This window comes from Mesorhizobium sp. GbtcB19 (assembly GCF_019091085.1).
GTDB lineage: Bacteria > Pseudomonadota > Alphaproteobacteria > Rhizobiales > Rhizobiaceae > Mesorhizobium.
Genome location: NZ_JAGXJY010000002.1, coordinates 60,799 through 77,151 on the forward strand (window position 1 = coordinate 60,799; position 16,353 = coordinate 77,151).

At 66.0% G+C, this 16,353-nt stretch carries 17 protein-coding genes; 11 read left to right on the plus strand and 6 right to left on the minus strand.

Going from position 1 to position 16,353, the window contains the following annotated elements; translation table 11 throughout:
• Positions 1-98: 98 nt before the first annotated feature.
• Together KVT37_RS04265 and KVT37_RS04270 are read right to left on the minus strand one after the other, a co-directional pair.
• Complete coding sequence (locus KVT37_RS04265) at positions 99-1,358, minus strand: MFS transporter (protein WP_254633812.1); 1,260 nt, start codon at positions 1,356-1,358, stop codon at positions 99-101.
• Entirely contained in the window at positions 1,355-2,086 is a 732-nt protein-coding gene (locus KVT37_RS04270) for an MBL fold metallo-hydrolase (protein WP_217570040.1), read from the minus strand. Before KVT37_RS04270 ends, KVT37_RS04265 begins: the two co-directional genes overlap by 4 nt.
• A 112-nt stretch (positions 2,087-2,198) precedes the next feature.
• On the opposite strand from KVT37_RS04270, the gene KVT37_RS04275 reads away from it, so the two are divergent.
• Positions 2,199-2,873, plus strand: a complete 675-nt coding sequence (locus KVT37_RS04275; protein ID WP_217570042.1) for a metalloregulator ArsR/SmtB family transcription factor — start codon at positions 2,199-2,201, stop codon at positions 2,871-2,873.
• Here the strand turns inward: KVT37_RS04275 and KVT37_RS04280 are convergent, their stop codons facing one another.
• Entirely contained in the window at positions 2,874-4,868 is a 1,995-nt protein-coding gene (locus KVT37_RS04280; protein WP_308642554.1) for a BTAD domain-containing putative transcriptional regulator, read from the minus strand.
• Between the two features lie 169 nt (positions 4,869-5,037).
• Here KVT37_RS04280 and KVT37_RS04285 point away from each other — a divergent pair, with 169 nt between their 5' ends.
• Both KVT37_RS04285 and KVT37_RS04290 read left to right on the plus strand, forming a co-directional pair.
• Positions 5,038-5,289 (plus strand): DUF1127 domain-containing protein, encoded by a 252-nt coding sequence (locus tag KVT37_RS04285; protein ID WP_217570046.1) that lies wholly within the window; start codon positions 5,038-5,040, stop codon positions 5,287-5,289.
• Between the two features lie 505 nt (positions 5,290-5,794).
• Positions 5,795-6,517 (plus strand): phytochelatin synthase family protein, encoded by a 723-nt coding sequence (locus KVT37_RS04290; RefSeq protein ID WP_254633813.1) that lies wholly within the window; start codon positions 5,795-5,797, stop codon positions 6,515-6,517.
• 96 nt (positions 6,518-6,613) lie between these two features.
• On the opposite strand, the gene efp is transcribed toward KVT37_RS04290, so the two are convergent.
• On the minus strand, positions 6,614-7,183 hold the full coding sequence (gene efp / locus KVT37_RS04295) for an elongation factor P (protein WP_217570050.1): 570 nt from the start codon (positions 7,181-7,183) through the stop codon (positions 6,614-6,616).
• A gap of 129 nt (positions 7,184-7,312) precedes the next feature.
• Between efp and epmA the strand changes: the two genes are divergently transcribed.
• From epmA to lpxK, 7 genes are all read left to right on the plus strand, one after another.
• The gene (epmA, locus tag KVT37_RS04300; protein WP_217570052.1) at positions 7,313-8,356 is read left to right on the plus strand and encodes an EF-P lysine aminoacylase EpmA; all 1,044 of its coding nucleotides are present in this window, start codon (positions 7,313-7,315) and stop codon (positions 8,354-8,356) included.
• Positions 8,357-8,546: 190 nt separating this feature from the next.
• On the plus strand, positions 8,547-9,890 hold the full coding sequence (locus tag KVT37_RS04305; RefSeq protein WP_217570054.1) for a TldD/PmbA family protein: 1,344 nt from the start codon (positions 8,547-8,549) through the stop codon (positions 9,888-9,890).
• Entirely contained in the window at positions 9,877-10,686 is an 810-nt protein-coding gene (locus tag KVT37_RS04310) for a 3'(2'),5'-bisphosphate nucleotidase CysQ (RefSeq protein ID WP_217570056.1), read from the plus strand. The genes KVT37_RS04305 and KVT37_RS04310 overlap by 14 nt, the downstream gene beginning before the upstream one ends.
• Before the next feature lie 75 nt (positions 10,687-10,761).
• Positions 10,762-11,007, plus strand: a complete 246-nt coding sequence (locus KVT37_RS04315) for a DUF4170 domain-containing protein (protein ID WP_217570058.1) — start codon at positions 10,762-10,764, stop codon at positions 11,005-11,007.
• Positions 11,008-11,012: 5 nt separating this feature from the next.
• A complete protein-coding gene (locus tag KVT37_RS04320) occupies positions 11,013-11,792 on the plus strand; it encodes a lysophospholipid acyltransferase family protein (RefSeq protein ID WP_217570060.1) in 780 nt (259 codons plus the stop codon).
• Entirely contained in the window at positions 11,789-13,105 is a 1,317-nt protein-coding gene (waaA, locus tag KVT37_RS04325; RefSeq protein ID WP_217570062.1) for a lipid IV(A) 3-deoxy-D-manno-octulosonic acid transferase, read from the plus strand. The genes KVT37_RS04320 and waaA overlap by 4 nt, the downstream gene beginning before the upstream one ends.
• A gap of 138 nt (positions 13,106-13,243) precedes the next feature.
• Entirely contained in the window at positions 13,244-14,272 is a 1,029-nt protein-coding gene (gene lpxK, locus KVT37_RS04330; RefSeq protein WP_217570887.1) for a tetraacyldisaccharide 4'-kinase, read from the plus strand.
• 37 nt (positions 14,273-14,309) lie between these two features.
• On the opposite strand, the gene KVT37_RS04335 is transcribed toward lpxK, so the two are convergent.
• Complete coding sequence (locus tag KVT37_RS04335) at positions 14,310-15,254, minus strand: UDP-glucuronic acid decarboxylase family protein (protein ID WP_217570064.1); 945 nt, start codon at positions 15,252-15,254, stop codon at positions 14,310-14,312.
• Positions 15,255-15,394: 140 nt separating this feature from the next.
• Positions 15,395-15,628, minus strand: a complete 234-nt coding sequence (locus tag KVT37_RS04340) for a DUF2093 domain-containing protein (protein WP_040986608.1) — start codon at positions 15,626-15,628, stop codon at positions 15,395-15,397.
• A gap of 113 nt (positions 15,629-15,741) precedes the next feature.
• Between KVT37_RS04340 and KVT37_RS04345 the strand changes: the two genes are divergently transcribed.
• Positions 15,742-16,347 carry a hypothetical protein gene (locus tag KVT37_RS04345; protein WP_217570066.1) on the plus strand — a complete coding sequence of 202 codons (606 nt, stop codon included), beginning with the start codon at positions 15,742-15,744 and terminating at the stop codon, positions 16,345-16,347.
• Positions 16,348-16,353: the final 6 nt, after the last annotated feature.

Consider the following 16,353-nt stretch of genomic DNA (forward strand, 5'->3'; position numbering starts at 1 on the left):
GAGGGAAATCTACCTGTCCAGATTGTAGCGGACAGGCAAATCCCGCGCAGCATCAAGCTTCCATTAACGTAAACGCGGCCCTCGTTTCGGAGGCGGTCTCAGCGATCCGCTGACGTCGGAACCACGGCGGAACGCGGCTCGCGCATCGCCACCGCGACGATTGCGCCCGACAGGAAGGTCAGCGCCGCGATTGCCCCGATCGCGGCGACGAAGCCGAAGAAGTCGGCGATCAGTCCGGCGGACAACGCCCCGATCGCATAGCCGAGGTCGCGCCAGAAGCGGTAGACGCTGAGCGAGCGCGCGCGCCAGGAGGGATGCGAGGCGTCCGACACCGCCGCGATCAGGCTCGGATAGACCATCGCCGTGCCGAGACCGAGCAAAAGGCTCGCCACCAGCCACCAGCCGAAATCGCGTGTCAGGGCGGTGGTGAGCAGCCCCGCCGCCTGCACCCACATGCCGGCGACGATCAGCCCCTTGCGGCCCCAGCGGTCGCTCAACGGCCCGGTCGCCACCTGGAAGATGCCCCATACGGCCGGGTAGACGGCCTTGAGGATGCCGATGCGCTCGATGCCGAGCCCGTTGGCGGCGAAGAACAACGGAAACAGCCCCCAGCTCATGCCGTCATTCAGATTGTTCACCAGGCCGGCCTGGGAGGCGGCGAACAGGTTGCGGTCTCCGAACGAGGTCAGCATGAAGATCTCGCGGAAGCTGAGCGGCGAGGCTGCCTTTGGATGATTGGCGAGTTCCAGCCGCACATGCTCGCGCGTGTCGCGCACGAGCAGGATCGACAGTGCGGCACCAAGGACCGCGTAGCCGACGCCGAGATAGATCGGCACCGGGCGCAGCCCGTAGCGGCTCGCCAGATAACCGGTTAGGAAGGCGGTGATGCCAACCGCGAGATAGCCGGCGAACTCGTTGAGCCCGACGGCAAGCCCACGTGATTTCGGCCCGACCAGGTCGACCTTCATGATCACTGTCATCGACCATGCAAAACCCTGGTTGATGCCGAGCAGGGCATTGGCGGCGACGATCCAGCCCCAGCTCGGTGCTGAGATGATGATGAACGGCACCGGCAGGCCGAACAGCCAGCCGAGGATCAGCACGCGCTTGCGGCCCCAGATGTCGGCAAGCTGGCCGGAGACGAGGTTGGCGCAGGCTTTGACCACGCCGAAGCTGACGATGAAGGAGGTGACGAGCGTGGTCGAAGCGACGCCGAATTCCTCCGCCCCGATCAGCGGCACGACGGTTCGCTCGATGCCGACCATGCCGCCGACGAAGGCGTTGATCAGCACCAGCAGCGCGAACTGCTTCCAGTTGGCCTTGAGGCCGAGCGCGACGGCGGGCGCCGCTGCGCTCAAGATTGCGCTCCGGCGTTGAGCGCCCGGGTCCGGGCGGCGTCTGGCGGCGGGGGCGGGATGTCGGCGGTCATGGCGGCGACGAACTCACCCTCGTCCTCGATGCGGAAAGCCTTGTTGAAGCGCCGCTCGAAGCCGATCGTCGATGTCGGCTTGCCGCTCAGCGAGCGGCCGCAGACCGAGCCGGAATAGGCGCCTGGCAGCACCTCGATATGGTCGGGCAATTCCTTCAGCCGGCGCACGCTGGAGAAGAGCGCGCGCGCCCCGTCCTCGGCGGTTGCGGCAAGCTCGGTCCTGCCGAGATCGCCAACCATCAGCGTGTGGCCGGTGAGCACGAACCAGGGCTCGGTCGATCGCGTCCGGTCGGTGACGAGGAGGCTCAGATGCTCAGGCGTATGGCCCGGCGTGTGCATGACCGTCGCCGTGACATTGCCGAGTTCCAGCACTTCGCCGTCCTTCGCGCGCCGGAACGGAAAGCCCGCTTCGGCGCCTTCGAACAGCACGTAGTCGGCGCCGGTCGCCTCGGCCAGCGAGCGTCCGGCCGAGATATGGTCGGCATGGATATGCGTGTCGACGACATAGAGGATGCGCATGCCGGTGGCGCGCGCCGCCTCGACATAGGGCGCGATGTCGCCGACCGGATCGACGACGGCGGCGGACGCCTTGCCGCCGCAGCCGAAGAGATAGGAGGCGGCAACCGGATCGGTGTGCAGGAACTGCCTGAGAATCATCGCTTTTTCCTCCGAGCAGACGAACGCGCCGGGTTGGCATCCCCAGCTTGACAGCAGGCTGAAATCATCATTCAATTATTCTGTTGAGTGACGATGCGTTGCAGAAAGGCCGATGTCAATCCGCAACCCGAAACAGGCGCTCTACGAACAGTTCGCGATCGTCGCCAAGGCGCTCGGGCACCCGCTGCGCCTGGAGATGATCGAGCATCTGGCGCAAGGATCGCGCAGCGTCGAAGCGCTCGCGGCAAAGCTCGGCCAGCCGGTCGGCAACATTTCGCAGCATCTGCAGGCGCTGCGCCGCGCCGGCATCGTGTCTGCCGAACGCGACGGCAAATTCGTGCATTATTCGCTGAGCGACGCGAGCGTGCTGTCGGCCTTCGCCGCGGTGCGCGGCGTTGCCCAGCGGCAGCTTGCCGAGGTCGACCGCATCGTGCGCGGTTATTTCGACGCGCGTGACGACATGCGGCCGGTGACACGCGACGAGCTTCAGGCGCTGATGCGCGACGGGCTGGTGACGCTTATCGACGTCCGCCCGGCGGACGAGTTCGCGCTCGGCCATGTGCCCGGCGCGATCAATGTCCCGTTAGGCGAGATCAAGGCGTGGTCCGGCAGTGCTGTCGCTAGCAGGGAAGTCGTCGCCTATTGCCGCGGCCCGTGGTGCGTGATGTCGTTCGAAGCGGTCGCGGCCCTGCGCTCGCTTGGGCATTCCGCGCGCCGCCTTGAGGACGGCATGCCGGAATGGAAAGCCGCCGGCCTGCCGGTGGAAATGACCGATCGATGGCGATAGTCAGCGCTCGGGCAATCCTGCCAGCTTCAAGGCTTCGACCACTTGGTCCGCCCATTCCGGTGTGCTTCGAAGAATAGGTAGAGATCGGTATCGTTCGATCGTGAAGTCTGGCTGGGCGGTAAGCAGTTTTTGCGCGGCCCAGCGGGCGGTCTCCAGGTCGCGGCTCATCGCCGACCATGCGGCGAGGTATCGATAGGACATGATGATGTCGGGATGGGCGGCGATAACCTCGCGGGCGATCGCGACAGCCCGGGAAAGCGAACCCGTCTTGGCCATGGCGGTCGCCATTCCCAGTCTCATGGAGAATGTGAACGGATCCATCGGGCTTAGCGCCATCGCTCGCTGGAACCGCTCCGGCGCGCGGGCGGCATCGCCCGTGTAGGTCGCGATCCAGCCCTGGCGCGCCCAGGCCCATGCATTGTTCGGATCGAGCGTGAGTGCCCTTTCGATGAAGGCCGCGGCGCGATCCTGGTCGCCGCACATGCTCAATGCCGAACCGGCGGCGGCCAAAGCGGTCGGATCATCGCCGATCGAGCCCGCGGCTTCGACCGCCGCACGCGCCTTCTCCAGCTCGCTCTCGGGGTGCTCGGCCCACAGATAGGAGGCGTTCGAGGCGTGGCACCACGCCAAGAGCGCATGGGCGCGGCCATAGGCCGGATCGACCGCGATCGCTTTCTTGAGCAGCTCTATCGCCAGGTCGTTGGTGTCCTTGCGGCGGCCCCAAATGTTCGGATAGGCACGCATGACGAAATCATAGGCCCGCAGGCTGGTCGGCGGCTTGCGTTTGGCCAGCTCGATCTCGGCGCCGCGGATGGCCGGATGGATGGCGCCCGCCACCTGTGCCGCGATCCTGTCCTGGAACTCGAAGACGTCCTCGGCCGCGCCCTCGTAGCGCTCGGACCACAATTGTGCGCGCGTCTCGGCATCGACCAGCTGCACGGAAATGCGCAGCCGGTCGCCGCCCCGCCGAACGGTGCCCTCGACGACATAATTCACGCCAAGTTCCTTACCGACCTCGCGCACGTCGACGAAGCGGCCCTTGTAGGTGAAGGTGGACTGGCGCGCGATGACGAAGAAGTCGCGGATGCGCGAAAGCGCGGCGGTGACCTCCTCGACCACGCCGTCGGCGAAATACTCGTCATCCGCCCCGCCGAGATTGTCGAAAGGCATCACCGCCACCGAGGGCTGGTCGTGCGGTCTCGCCGGGGTGGCCACAGGCTGGGCCAACTGGGCGGTGTCGCGCGCCGGCGCCGTCTGGCGGTCTCCGCCCCGCGTTTGCAGCGATGCCGCCAATGACTGCGTCTGTGCCTCGGGTTCCACGCCCAGATGCTTCTTCAGCAGCGCACGGCAGGTTTCGAACTGGCGCAGGGCCGCGTTTTCGTGGCCCCGCGCGGCGTGGATGCGCATCAAGGCCCGATGCGCCGGCTCGGCGGTCGGATCCGAGGCAAGCAGCCTTTCGGCGAGCCGTTCGCAAGCCGCTTCGTCCGCCGAACCGGCCTCGGGCTTCGCCAGGCTCAGACGCTCCACCAGCTGCTGCGCCTTCTGACGGTATCTCACCTGATACGGGCCGAACCATTCATCCAGACCGTCGGGAATGACTTCGCCGGCAAGCACATCACCGCCGTAGAGGTCGGCGGCGAAGGCGAGCTCGGCCGTGCCGCCTTCAGCGAGCTTGCGCTCGAAGAGCCAGATATCGGCCTCGTCCGGGCCGGCCGTCAGCGCAACCGTTTCCTGATCGCCGTCGACGGAAATGGCCGCATTGCCGGCGGCGGGGAACCAACGCCTGATGTCGGCCAGCGCCTGGCGCAGGCTGTTGCGCGACTGCGCCTCGCCCCGTCCAGGCCAAAACCCTTCGCAAAGCCGTTCGCGAGAGTGGCCGCGGCGACCCGCCAGGACCAGGGCGGCAAAAAGCAGCGCCGACTTGCGCGTCGTGAACCGGACGGACTGGCCGTCCGCGGAAGTCACTTCGAGGCCGCCAAGCAACCTGATACGCACGCTGCCCCTCCAAATTCGAGCGCGCCGCCAGAATAGCATCTTCGCCGGTCGATTTAACGCGGATTTAACGGCGGTCCACCGGACTTCCCACGACGGTTCACGCCGGGCTGAACAGCCGCAGACCGCGTGTGTGACAAGCTGCGACCGTAATCTGGAACGGGAGAGCAAAATGGCTCACACGGAACCTCACACCGAGACCCGCGCACCGAACCCTTCTTGGCCGCTTGCGGCAGTGTCGAGAAGCGTGGCGGTAGCGGCAGCAGCCTTCACGGCCTGGCGGAAGGCCGTTGCAGGACGCAAGGCTCTAGCGGACCTGACGCCCGATCAGTTGAAGGACATCGGCTGTTCGGAGCCCTTTAAGCCAAAGTTCGTCGTCAAGGTCGGGGTCGGCCTGATGACGGATCTGATGTCGATGAGGTGAGGTCCGCCACCTATCTCGCGTCGCTCGAAAACCTGCGCGTCGCTGCCACCGCCAATCATGGAGAGTAATCATGCATGTGAGGGCCGACACGATTGCACCCGCGACATTTTCGCGGGGGGAAGCGCTGAGCATCCTTTCGGCCGGCATTGCGGGGCCCTGCTGCGGCGAGGCCAATGAGATGCTGGCCTGGCTCTATCTGCTGCCGCCCGGCGAGCCAGCATCCAGCGAGACGGGCGCCGACCCACAGGCCGATCGCCCTCGGCCGTGGCTTCGCCTGCGCAGTCTCTTTCGGACTTGACCTTGCCGACATTTGCCTTCCCATGAGGCGCGCGGTGAGGCCCCTGACAAGCCCCCCGTCTGTAATCTGGAGCGCCGGTTTCATCGGCCTCGGGATTGGGTTGCTGGGCTTGGACGGACGTGCCGGCGGCATCGAACTCGGACGTGCTACGGCATCGACAAGCTGGTACATTCCTCGACGCTTTCTTCCACCGGGCGGAGGATGACCATGTCTGCGCGCTTGTATTTGCTCCTGCTGACGTTTCTCCTGAGTGCATCCAGCGCCTTCTCGGAGACGCTGAAGCTTCCGGACAATCTGACGGGGTTCAGTTCCCCGTCCGGAGAGAGCTTTCTTGTCGAGAGCACGGCTAAGGAGGCCTATTTCCCTCTCGCGAGCAACTTTCTCACGCAAAAAACGCAGTCCTATTGCGGCGTGGCAAGCATCGTCATGGTGCTGAACGCGCTCAACGTTCCGGCGCCCGCGGTGCCCGAATACGAACCTTATAAGACGTTCACGCAGGATAATGTCCTGAACGAGCGCACGGAGGCCATTCTGCCTCGGCAGGTCCTGGACAAGCAGGGAATGACGCTCGACCAGATCGGGGCCATTCTTTCCACGCAGCCGATCAAGGCCGAGGTCAGCCATGCGTCGGACACCAGCCTGGAGCAATTCAGGACCCAGGCCAGTTCGTTCCTTGCCAAGCCCGGGCACTTCGTCATCGTCAACTATCTGCGCAAGGCAATGGGCCAGGAGAAGGGCGGGCATATATCCCCGCTGGCCGCTTACGACGAGAAGGCGGACAGGTTCCTGATCCTCGATGTCGCCCGCTACAAATATCCGCCGGTGTGGGTGAAAACGGCCGACCTGTTCGCGGCGATGAACACGGTCGACAGCGACAACGAGAACAAAACCCGGGGATATGTGCTGATATCGTCCCTTCCGGGACAGTAGTTAGCCGAGCTTGAGAGCCCACAAGGGACCGACCGCCCAGCAGCGACCGGCCCGCCCGGTCGCAGGCGAGCCGCGGCAACAAGGCTGCTCTAAGCCTCAGTCCTTGGCGCGCTCGACGTAGGAGCCGTCGGCGGTCATCACCACGATGCGCGTGCCGGCGGAGATGTGCGGCGGCACGGCGGTGCGCACACCGTTGGAGAGCACGGCCGGCTTGTAGGAGGAAGACGCCGTCTGGCCCTTGGTGACCGGCTCGGTCTCGACCACCTCGAAGGTGGCGCGCTGCGGCAGCGCCAGCGAGATCGGCACGCCGTTGAACTGCGCCAGCTGCACGGCCATGCCTTCCTGCAGATAGGGCGCGAAGTCGCCGACCACGCCTTCCGAGGCCACGACCTGGTCGTAGCTTTCCGGGTTCATGAAGTGAAAGCCTTCGCCGTCGGAATAGAGGAAGGTGTGCTCGCGCTCCTCGACATAGGCGCGCTCGACCATTTCGGTCGTGCGGTAACGCTCCGACACCTTCACCCCGTCGCCGATGCGGCGCATGTCGAGCTGGGTCACCGGCGTGCCCTTGCCAGGGTGGATGTTTTCGGCAAAGAGGATGACATAGAGCTTGCCGTCCTTATCGACGACGTTGCCTTTGCGTAAGGAGCTGGCGATGACCTTGACCACGATATTCGATCCCGTTCGAGTTTTTCGGCCTGCAAGCGTCGATTTCCGCGAAGCGGCGACGGCGGCCACCGCGTGCGCCCTAGCGCATCTTGCGCCGAACCGCCAGTCTTCCGCGCGATTTTCCTGCCCATGACCGCCGCTTCGCCCTGGTGGGCGCCTGATATCCATGCCGACCGCCGGCCACGCCTGATGGCGCGCAATGCCATCGCCGCGGCGCTGCGCGTCTGGTTCGCTGAACGCGATTTTATCGAGGTGACGACCTCGGCGCTGCAGGTTTCGCCAGGCAACGAGGCGCATCTCTCCGCCTTCGCCACCGAGGCGATCGGGCCCGACGCGTCGCGTCGGCCGCTCTATCTCCACACCTCGCCGGAATTCGCCTGCAAGAAGCTGCTGGCCGCCGGCGAGGAGCGCATTTTCAGTCTCGGCGCCGTCTGGCGCAATCGAGAGCGCGGGCCGCTGCACCACCCCGAGTTCACCATGCTCGAATGGTATCGCGTCGGCGAGACCTACGAGACGCTTATGGCCGACTGCGCTGACTTCCTGGCGCTCGCGGCGGAAAAGGCCGGCGCCAAACGCTTCCGGTTTCGCGGCCGCGAAGCGGACCCCTTCGCCGAACCGGAACGGCTGAGCGTGGCTGAGGCTTTCACACGCCATGCCGGCATCGACCTGCTGGCGACCGTTTCCGCCGACGGCAGCACGGATCGCGACGGGCTTCATGCGGCGCTGGTCCAGGCCGGCCTGCGCACCGCGCCTGACGACAATTGGGCCGACCTGTTCAGCCGCGTGATGGTCGAAAAGATCGAGCCTGCGCTGGGGCAGGGGCGGGCTACCATTCTCTATGGCTATCCGATTTCCGAGGCGGCACTTGCGCGGCCGAACGCGCGGGATCCGCGCGTTGCCGAGCGCTTCGAGCTCTATTGCTGCGGTGTCGAGCTTGCCAACGCCTTTGGCGAACTCACCGACGCGGCCGAACAGCGCCGCCGCTTTGCAGCCGAGATGGACGAGAAAGAGCGCGTCTATGGCGAGCGCTATCCGCTGGACGAGGATTTCCTCGCGGCCTTGGCGATCATGCCGCAGGCCAGCGGCTCGGCCCTCGGCTTCGATCGGCTGGTCATGCTGGCCACCGGTGCCACAAAGATCGACGACGTCATCTGGGCGCCGGTGGCCGACTGACGTCCCCTTCGTCCCGCTGCGGCAAAGCATCCCGCCCGAACCGCGGCGATTGCCTTGAGATTGCCGCATCCGCCATTGCACAAGCGTCGGTGGAACAATAGATGGTGCGAAGCATCCATGATGGTGCGTCAGCATCAACAGTCGGCCGGGTTCGCCCTGACGGACTGCATGAACAAACAGGACCAACCGCATGACCGATAAGCTCGACGCAGCGAAATTGACCGATCGCGTCGCGGCTCTCGTCGAGGCTGCCAGGCGCGCCGGCGCCGACGCGGCCGACGCCGTGGCGGTGCGCGGCCGTTCGGCCGGCGTGTCGGTGCGGCTGGGCAAGGTCGAGGCCACAGAATCCTCGGAAAGCGAGGATGTCTCGCTGCGCGTCTTCGTCGGCCAGCGTGTGGCGAGCGTCTCGGCCACCGCCGCTTCCGATCCGAAGGCGCTTGCCGAGCGCGCGGTCGCCATGGCCAGGGTCTCGCCCGAGGATCCATTCCAGGGCCTCGCCGATCCTGCGCTGCTGGCCCGCAATCTGCGCGATCTCGATCTCTTCGACCCGACCGAGGTATCGGCCGATCAGCTCAAGGAAGCAGCGCTTGCCGCCGAAGCGGCCGCATTGGCCGTCAAGGGCGTCACAAATTCCTCGGGCAGCAGCGCCGGCGCCGGCCTGGGCGGCCTAGTGCTTGCCACCTCGCATGGCTTTGTCGGTCAGTATGTCGCCTCACGGTTTTCGCGCTCGACCAGCGTCATCGCCGGCGAGGGCACGGCGATGGAGCGCGACTATGAATTCTCCTCGCGCCAGCATTTTTCCGATCTCGACGCGCCGGAAGACATCGGCCGCAAGGCCGGCGAACGCGCCGTGCGCCGCCTCGGCGCCCGCAAGGCCGCGACCGGCCCGGTCGACGTGGTGTTCGATCCGCGTGTCGCGCGTGGCATTGCCGGCCATCTCGCCGGCGCCATCAACGGCGCGTCGGTCGCGCGAAAGACCAGCTTCCTGCGCGACATGATGGGCAAGCCGGTGGCCTCGGCCGCGATCACCGTGACCGACGAGCCGTTGCGGCGGCGTGGCCAGGCCTCGCGTCCCTTCGACGGCGAAGGTGTCGAGGGCGAGAGGCTGCTGATGGTCGAGAAGGGCGTGCTCAACCACTGGTTCCTGTCGACATCGGCCGCGCGCGAGCTCGGCCTGACGACGAATGGGCGCGGCTCGCGCAGCGGCTCGTCGGTTTCGCCGTCCTCGACCAACCTTGCCATCGAGCCCGGCGAGCGGTCGCCGGAAGACCTGATCGCGTCGCTGAAGAGCGGCTTCTATGTCACCGAGGTGTTCGGCCAGGGCGTCGACATGGTGACCGGCGAGTACAGCCGCGGCGCCTCCGGCTACTGGATCGAGAACGGCGCGCTGGCCTATCCGGTGGCCGAGGTGACGATCGCCTCGAACCTGAAGACCATGTTCCTCAACATGGTGCCGGCGAGCGATCTCGACCGCAATTTCGGCACCGCGGCGCCGACGCTCCTGATCGAAGGAATGACCCTTGCAGGAGCTTGATGCGATCAATCTGGTCGAGGCGCGCGAAGACCTCGCTTTGTTGCGCGAGGCGGCGCGCGAGGCCGGCGCCATCGCCATGCGCTATTTCGGCAACAACCCGCAGGTCTGGATGAAGGGTGGCACCTCGCCGGTGAGCGAGGCCGACCATGCGGCGGACGCCTATCTGCGCGAGACCTTGCTCAGGGCGCGCCCGGATTACGGCTGGCTGTCGGAAGAGACCGCCGACGACCATGCCCGGCTGTCGGCCCGCCGCACCTTCGTCGTCGACCCGATCGACGGCACGCGCGGCTTTCTCGACGGCCTACATTCCTGGTGCGTCAGCGTCGCCGTGGTCGAGGACGGCCGCTCGCTCGCCGGCGTGCTCGAATGCCCGGCCAAGCACGAGACCTATTGGGCGCTGCCGGGCGAGGGCGCCTATCTCAACGACAAACGCATCCATGTGCGTCCGCTCGGGCAGGATGTCGATATCGGCGGACCCAAGCCGCTGGTCGACCTGATGCCGCAAGCATGGCACGACCGGTTGCGGCGGACGGCCTACATCCCTTCGCTCGCCTACCGGTTGGCGATGATTGCCGCCGGCAAGCTCGACGCGACCTTCGTCAAGCCGAGCGCGCATGACTGGGACATCGCCGCCGCCGATCTCATCCTCACCGAGGCCGGCGGCGCCTTGCTCGACCGCGACGGCAAGCCGCCGCGCTATGCCGGCGAGGTGATCAATCACGGCGCGCTCGCCGCCGGCAGCGGCCAACTGCTCGATGTGCTCACCGGCGTCATTGCCGGACTTGACCAAGGGTGAGGCAGTCGGCGGTTCCAAAACCGGCCGCTTTGGTCTAGACCTGTCACAATTCATGAATACGCGTAAAGGATCGGCATGGCCGTGGAAGACGGAAAGAAGCAGCTTTTGCACCTGGTGTTCGGCGGCGAGTTGAAAAACCTGGGTGGAACCGAGTTCCGTGATCTCGACTCCCTCGACATTGTCGGCATCTATCCCGACTATCAGACCGCGCTTGGCGCCTGGAAGGCCAAGGCGCAGGCCAGTGTCGACAATGCCCATATGCGTTATTTCGTTGTTCATCTGCACCGTTTGCTCGATCCAGAATCGAAGGTCGGCGGTTGACGTCGATGGAGCATGAAGCGGTGAAAGGGGCGACCGGGCGGCGCTCCGCCCGAAGCGGCGGAACGCGCACGCTGTGGCGGCGCATCCGCGAGCCGTTGGCGCAGTCGAATTTCGTCAAGAATTTCATCGCCAGCCTGTTCGCCTGGTTCGTGCGTCTGATTCGCCTCACCAGCCCGCTGGTCGAAGGCTCGACCCAGGTCGCCGGCGGCGCCTATGCGCATCTCGAGCCCGGCATCATCGCACTGTGGCACGGCCAGCATATTCTGACCCCCGCCTATTACCCGAAGGGCCGGCCGCTGGTCGCCATGGTGTCGCGCAGTGCCGACGCCGAGCTGCAGGCGCTGATGATCGAGAAATTCGGCATCGAGGCTGTACGCGGCTCCGGCGGCCGCGACAGTTCGAGGCATCTCGACAAAGGCGGCGCCAAGGCCTTGATTGCGCTTAAGAAAGCGCTGACTGCCGGCAAGAATGTCGCCATGATCGCCGATATTCCGCACGGCACGCCGCGCGACGCCGGCATGGGCATCGTGCTTCTGGCAAGGCTTTCCGGTCGGCCGATCCTGCCCTCTGCCATCGCCACCAGCCGCCGCAAGGTGCTGGAAAAGAGCTGGGACAAGACCACCATCAACCTGCCTTTCGGCCGCTCCGCGGTCATCGTCGGCGCGCCGGTCTTCGTGCCGGCCGATGCCGACGAAGCCGAGATGGAGCGCAAGCGCCAGGAGGTCACCGCCTCCCTCAACGCCGCGATTGCCGAGGCCTATCGCCTCGTGGATGGCGCCAAATGAGCGAGCGCTGGGCGCGTGCGGCCCTGACCGCCTATCGCTATGCGGGAGCGGTCGCCTATCCGCTCGTCGGTCCCTATGTCGCCTGGCGCGCCTCGCGCGGCAAGGAGGATCGCGCCCGCCGCCGCGAACGCTACGGCGTCGCCGGCCGTCCGCGACCGGAAGGCCCGGTGATCTGGATCCATGCCGCAAGCGTCGGCGAGACGATCGCGGTGGTGCCGCTGGTCGAAAGCATCCTCGGCTACGGCGTCAACATCGTCCTGACCACCGGCACCGTGACCTCGGCGAAAGTCGCCGACGAGCGCCTCGGCGACCGCATCATCCACCAGTATGTGCCGCTCGATCTGAAGCCCGCGGTGAGCCGCTTCCTCGACCACTGGCGGCCGGAACTGGCGATCATCGCCGAATCGGAAATCTGGCCGATGACCATCCTGGAGCTTGGCGCCCGCAACGTGCCGCAGGTTCTGGTCAATGGCCGGCTGTCGGACCGCTCCTTCATGTCCTGGAAGAAGCGCGCCAGCGTGGCCGAGGCGCTGTTCGAGAACCTCGCCCATGTCATCGCCCAGTCGGATGTCGATGGGGAACGTTTCCGCGCGCTGGGCGCCCGGCCGGTCACCGTCTCCGGCAACCTCAAGGTCGATACCAACCCGCCGCCTGTCGACGAACGGGCCTTGGCCACCCTGCAGCGCCAGATCGGCGCTCGTCCGACCTGGGCGGCGATCTCGACCCATGACGGCGAGGAAGTCGTGGCGGCCGAGGTCCATGCCAGCCTGCACAGGCGCCATCATGGGCTCCTGACCATCATCGTGCCGCGCCATCCCGACCGCGCCGATGCGCTTGCGGCGCAGATTTCCGGCATGGGGCTGACGGTCGCAAGGCGCAGCAAGGGCGACCGCATCTCGTCCGACACCGATATCCTGCTCGGCGATACGATCGGTGAGATGGGGCTTTACCTGCGCCTGACCGAGATCGCTTTCGTCGGCCGCTCGCTGACGTCGCAAGGCGGCCAGAACCCGCTCGAGCCGGCGATGCTCGAAACCGCCGTGCTTGCCGGCCGCAACGTGCAGAATTTCCGCGAGGCCTATCAGCGCCTGCTCGACAGCGGCGGCGCCAAGCTGGTGCGCGACCGCGACATGCTGACCGGCGCCGTCAATTTCCTTCTGACCAACGAAGCGGCGCGCCACGAAATGATGGCTGCGGGTGCGGCCACCGTCGACGAGATGCGCGGCGCGCTTGCCCGCACGCTGAAATCGCTGGAGCCCTATATCCAGCCGCTGGTCGTCAAGGCGCGCCTGAAAGGCGCAAACGGGCGCTAACGCAATTTCAGGAAAAGTGTTTAACGGTTTTCCGTCCGGAATTGCGTAAAACAAAGGGATAGAGCGAATGACGCCAAAAATCGGAGCCGGTTTTTGGAGAAGCTCATGCGCGAAGACAAACAGCATAGAGCAGCTGCGATGACCAGCGAAGCGCCGCCCTTCTGGTGGGAAAAGCCGGACTGGCGCGTCTTCGCGCTGTCGCCGGCCTCGGCAGTTTACGGGCTGATTGCCGGCCGCCGCATGCGCCACGCCCCGCGCGAGAAGGTCGCGGCGCCCGTGCTTTGCGTCGGCAACCTTACCGTCGGCGGCAGCGGCAAGACACCGGTCGCCATTGCCTTGGCCAGAGAGGCCAGGCGCATGCAGTTCACGCCCGGCTTCCTGTCGCGCGGCCATGGCGGCTCGTTCGCCAGGCCGCATGTCGTCGATGCGCATCACGATGCGGCCAAGCATGTCGGCGACGAGCCGCTGCTTCTGGCCGAACACGCCCCGGTCGCGGTGACGGCGAACCGCGCCGCCGGCGCCAAGCTGCTCATCGAGGAGCATAGCTGCGATTTCCTGATCATGGATGACGGCTTCCAGTCGGCGCGCGTCCATATCGACTATGCGCTGGTGGTGGTCGACGCCCGCTTCGGCGTCGGCAACGGCCGCGTCATTCCGGGCGGACCGCTGCGCGCCAAAATCGTCGATCAGCTGGTCTTCACCAGCGGCTTGCTGAAGATGGGCGAGGGGGCCGCCGCCGACGGCGTCGTGCGCCAGGCGGCACGCGCCGGCCGGCCGATCTTCCTCGCGCATGTCGAGCCGGCGGATCCGTCGCGCTTTGCCGGCGGCCGCTTCCTCGCCTTCGCCGGCATCGGCCATCCGGAGAAATTCTTCGACACGGTGCGTGGCGCGGGTGGCGAAGTCGCGCTGTCACGCGCCTTTCCGGACCATCATTTCTACGCCCAGGACGAGCTTGCCGACCTCCTGACGCTCGCCCGGCAGGAGGGGCTGCGCCTCGCCACCACGGCAAAGGACGCAGCGCGGCTGCGCCACGGCGAGACGCCCGCCGGCTTCCTCGATCAGCTGGACGTGCTCGACATCGAGGCGGTGTTCGAGCTCGACCACGTGCCCGGACGCATCATCGACGAGACGCTCGACGCCTGGCGTCAGCGCAAAATGCGGGGCTGAGTTTGGAGGCGCCCCTGTCCAGTCCGGCGCCCGACTGTCAGTTGATAATCCGGCGGAAGTAGCGAACCGTCTCGTCAAGCCCGTCCTTGAGAGCGACACGGGGGGACCAGTCCAACGCCGATCGCGCCAGGCTTATGTCGGGTTGGCGCTGTTGGGGATCGTCTTGCGGCAGCGGCTTGAACTCGATCCTGGAGGTGCCGCCGACGATGCCCAGCACAAGTTCGGCGAGTTCCAGGATCGTGACTTCCATCGGGTTGCCGATGTTGATCGGTCCCACGACATCGTCGGGCGTTGCCATCATCCGGGCCATCGCGTCCACCAGGTCGTCGACGTAGCAGAAGCTCCGCGTGTGGCTTCCGTCGCCATAGATGGTTATGGGCTCGTTCCGCAAAGCCTGGACGATGAAATTGCTGACCACGCGTCCGTCCGACGGCTGCATACGAGGCCCGTATGTGTTGAATATGCGCATCACCTTGATCGGTAGTTTCGACCGGCGCCAATAGTCGAAGAACAGCGCTTCGGCGCATCGTTTGCCTTCATCGTAGCAACTGCGGGTACCGATCGGGTTGACATGGCCCCAATAAGCCTCGGTCTGGGGGTGGACCTGCGGATCGCCATAGACCTCCGACGTCGATGCCTGAAGTATCCTCGCCCCGGAAGCGCATGCCAGGTCGAGCATGTTGATCGCTCCATAGACGCAGGCCTTTGTCGTCTCGATCGGAATGCGCTGATAGTGAATGGGCGAGGCCGGGCAGGCGAGATTGAAGATTTCATCGGCCTCGGCCTGGAGGGGCAGGGTGACGTCATGCCTCAGCAGCTTGAACCGTGCATTACCCGACAGATGGCGGATGTTCTCATCCGAGCCGGTCGAGAAATTGTCGACACACGTCACGTCGCGGCCTTGCGCCAGCAACAGGTCGCACAGGTGCGAACCGATAAAGCCGGCACCTCCGGTCACAACAGCTTTCACATCACCTCCCATGGCCACCGCTTTGGCGTCTATAGCGGCAGATTCGCGAAACTGTCACGTTCGACCGGGTGCGCGTCGGTGCAAGGCCGGCAGCCGGCAGGCACCGCGCCGGCTTTGCCGACCAAGACCAGCCAGCGAGCGGGGTTGCAGGCCTATCCCCGCTTGCGCAATTCGGGATGCATCTCGATCTCGCGGGCAAGCGAGACCGCCGCGTTCACATAGGGCTCCTGCCGGGCGACGCTCCAGTATTTGAGCTCGTCGAGGGGGATGTTCTCGCCCGTCACCGCGCAACGCACGAACGAGCCGGGACTGGTGACCTGGAAGTCGCCGTCGAGATAGCGGATCCGGGCTTCCCTACCACCCGGGCCTTCGAAACGGTTCATCATGAAAGGACGCTTGCGTTCATCGGGTTTCAATCGCCACAAATCGCAAGCAACGTCAAGCTTGACGCAATGCTCGCGCGGTATGGCAGAGCGGCAAATGGTTTCCGGAAGCCGGCATGGACATCACCTCGACCCGCTTGAACGCGCTGATCAGCGAAGCGCTCACCCCGCAGCCGGTGCCGTTGCCCAAGGTCGATCCGGCGACGACGGCCTTGATCAAGACGCTGGTCCAGCCGCCGGCGCCACCCAGCGCGCAGGCGGCGCAGTTCGCGGCCCAGGCGCTGACCAACTCGCTGCAGGTGCCCCCCGCGCGGTCCTCGCAGCAGCGCTCGTCCTCCAACCCGGTCGAAGACGCCTACCGGGCGATGATGGAACCGGATAGCGACGCCGAGGATACTCCGGCCAGGACGCCGCAGGGTCGGCCGCTCGCCGGTGCCGAGAACGGTTCACGCGCCAATGCCACGGCTCAACCGCTCGTCGCCGGCGCGGCTTTGGCCGCGCCTGTCATGCAGCCGCCGCCATCCGCTGCGGCCGCCGTGCTCTCTTCGCCCGCGCTGGTCGCGGCCAACGCCAACGCGCCGCAGCCTCGGGGCACCGGCGGCCGCCCAGCCGGCCACGCGCCGCGCTCCGAGTCCGCGCCGGTATCGCTGTGGACGATATCGGTCGTCACCGCCATTGTCTCGGCCGTGACCACCACGATCATGGTCTTGCTGCTGCGCTGATTCCGC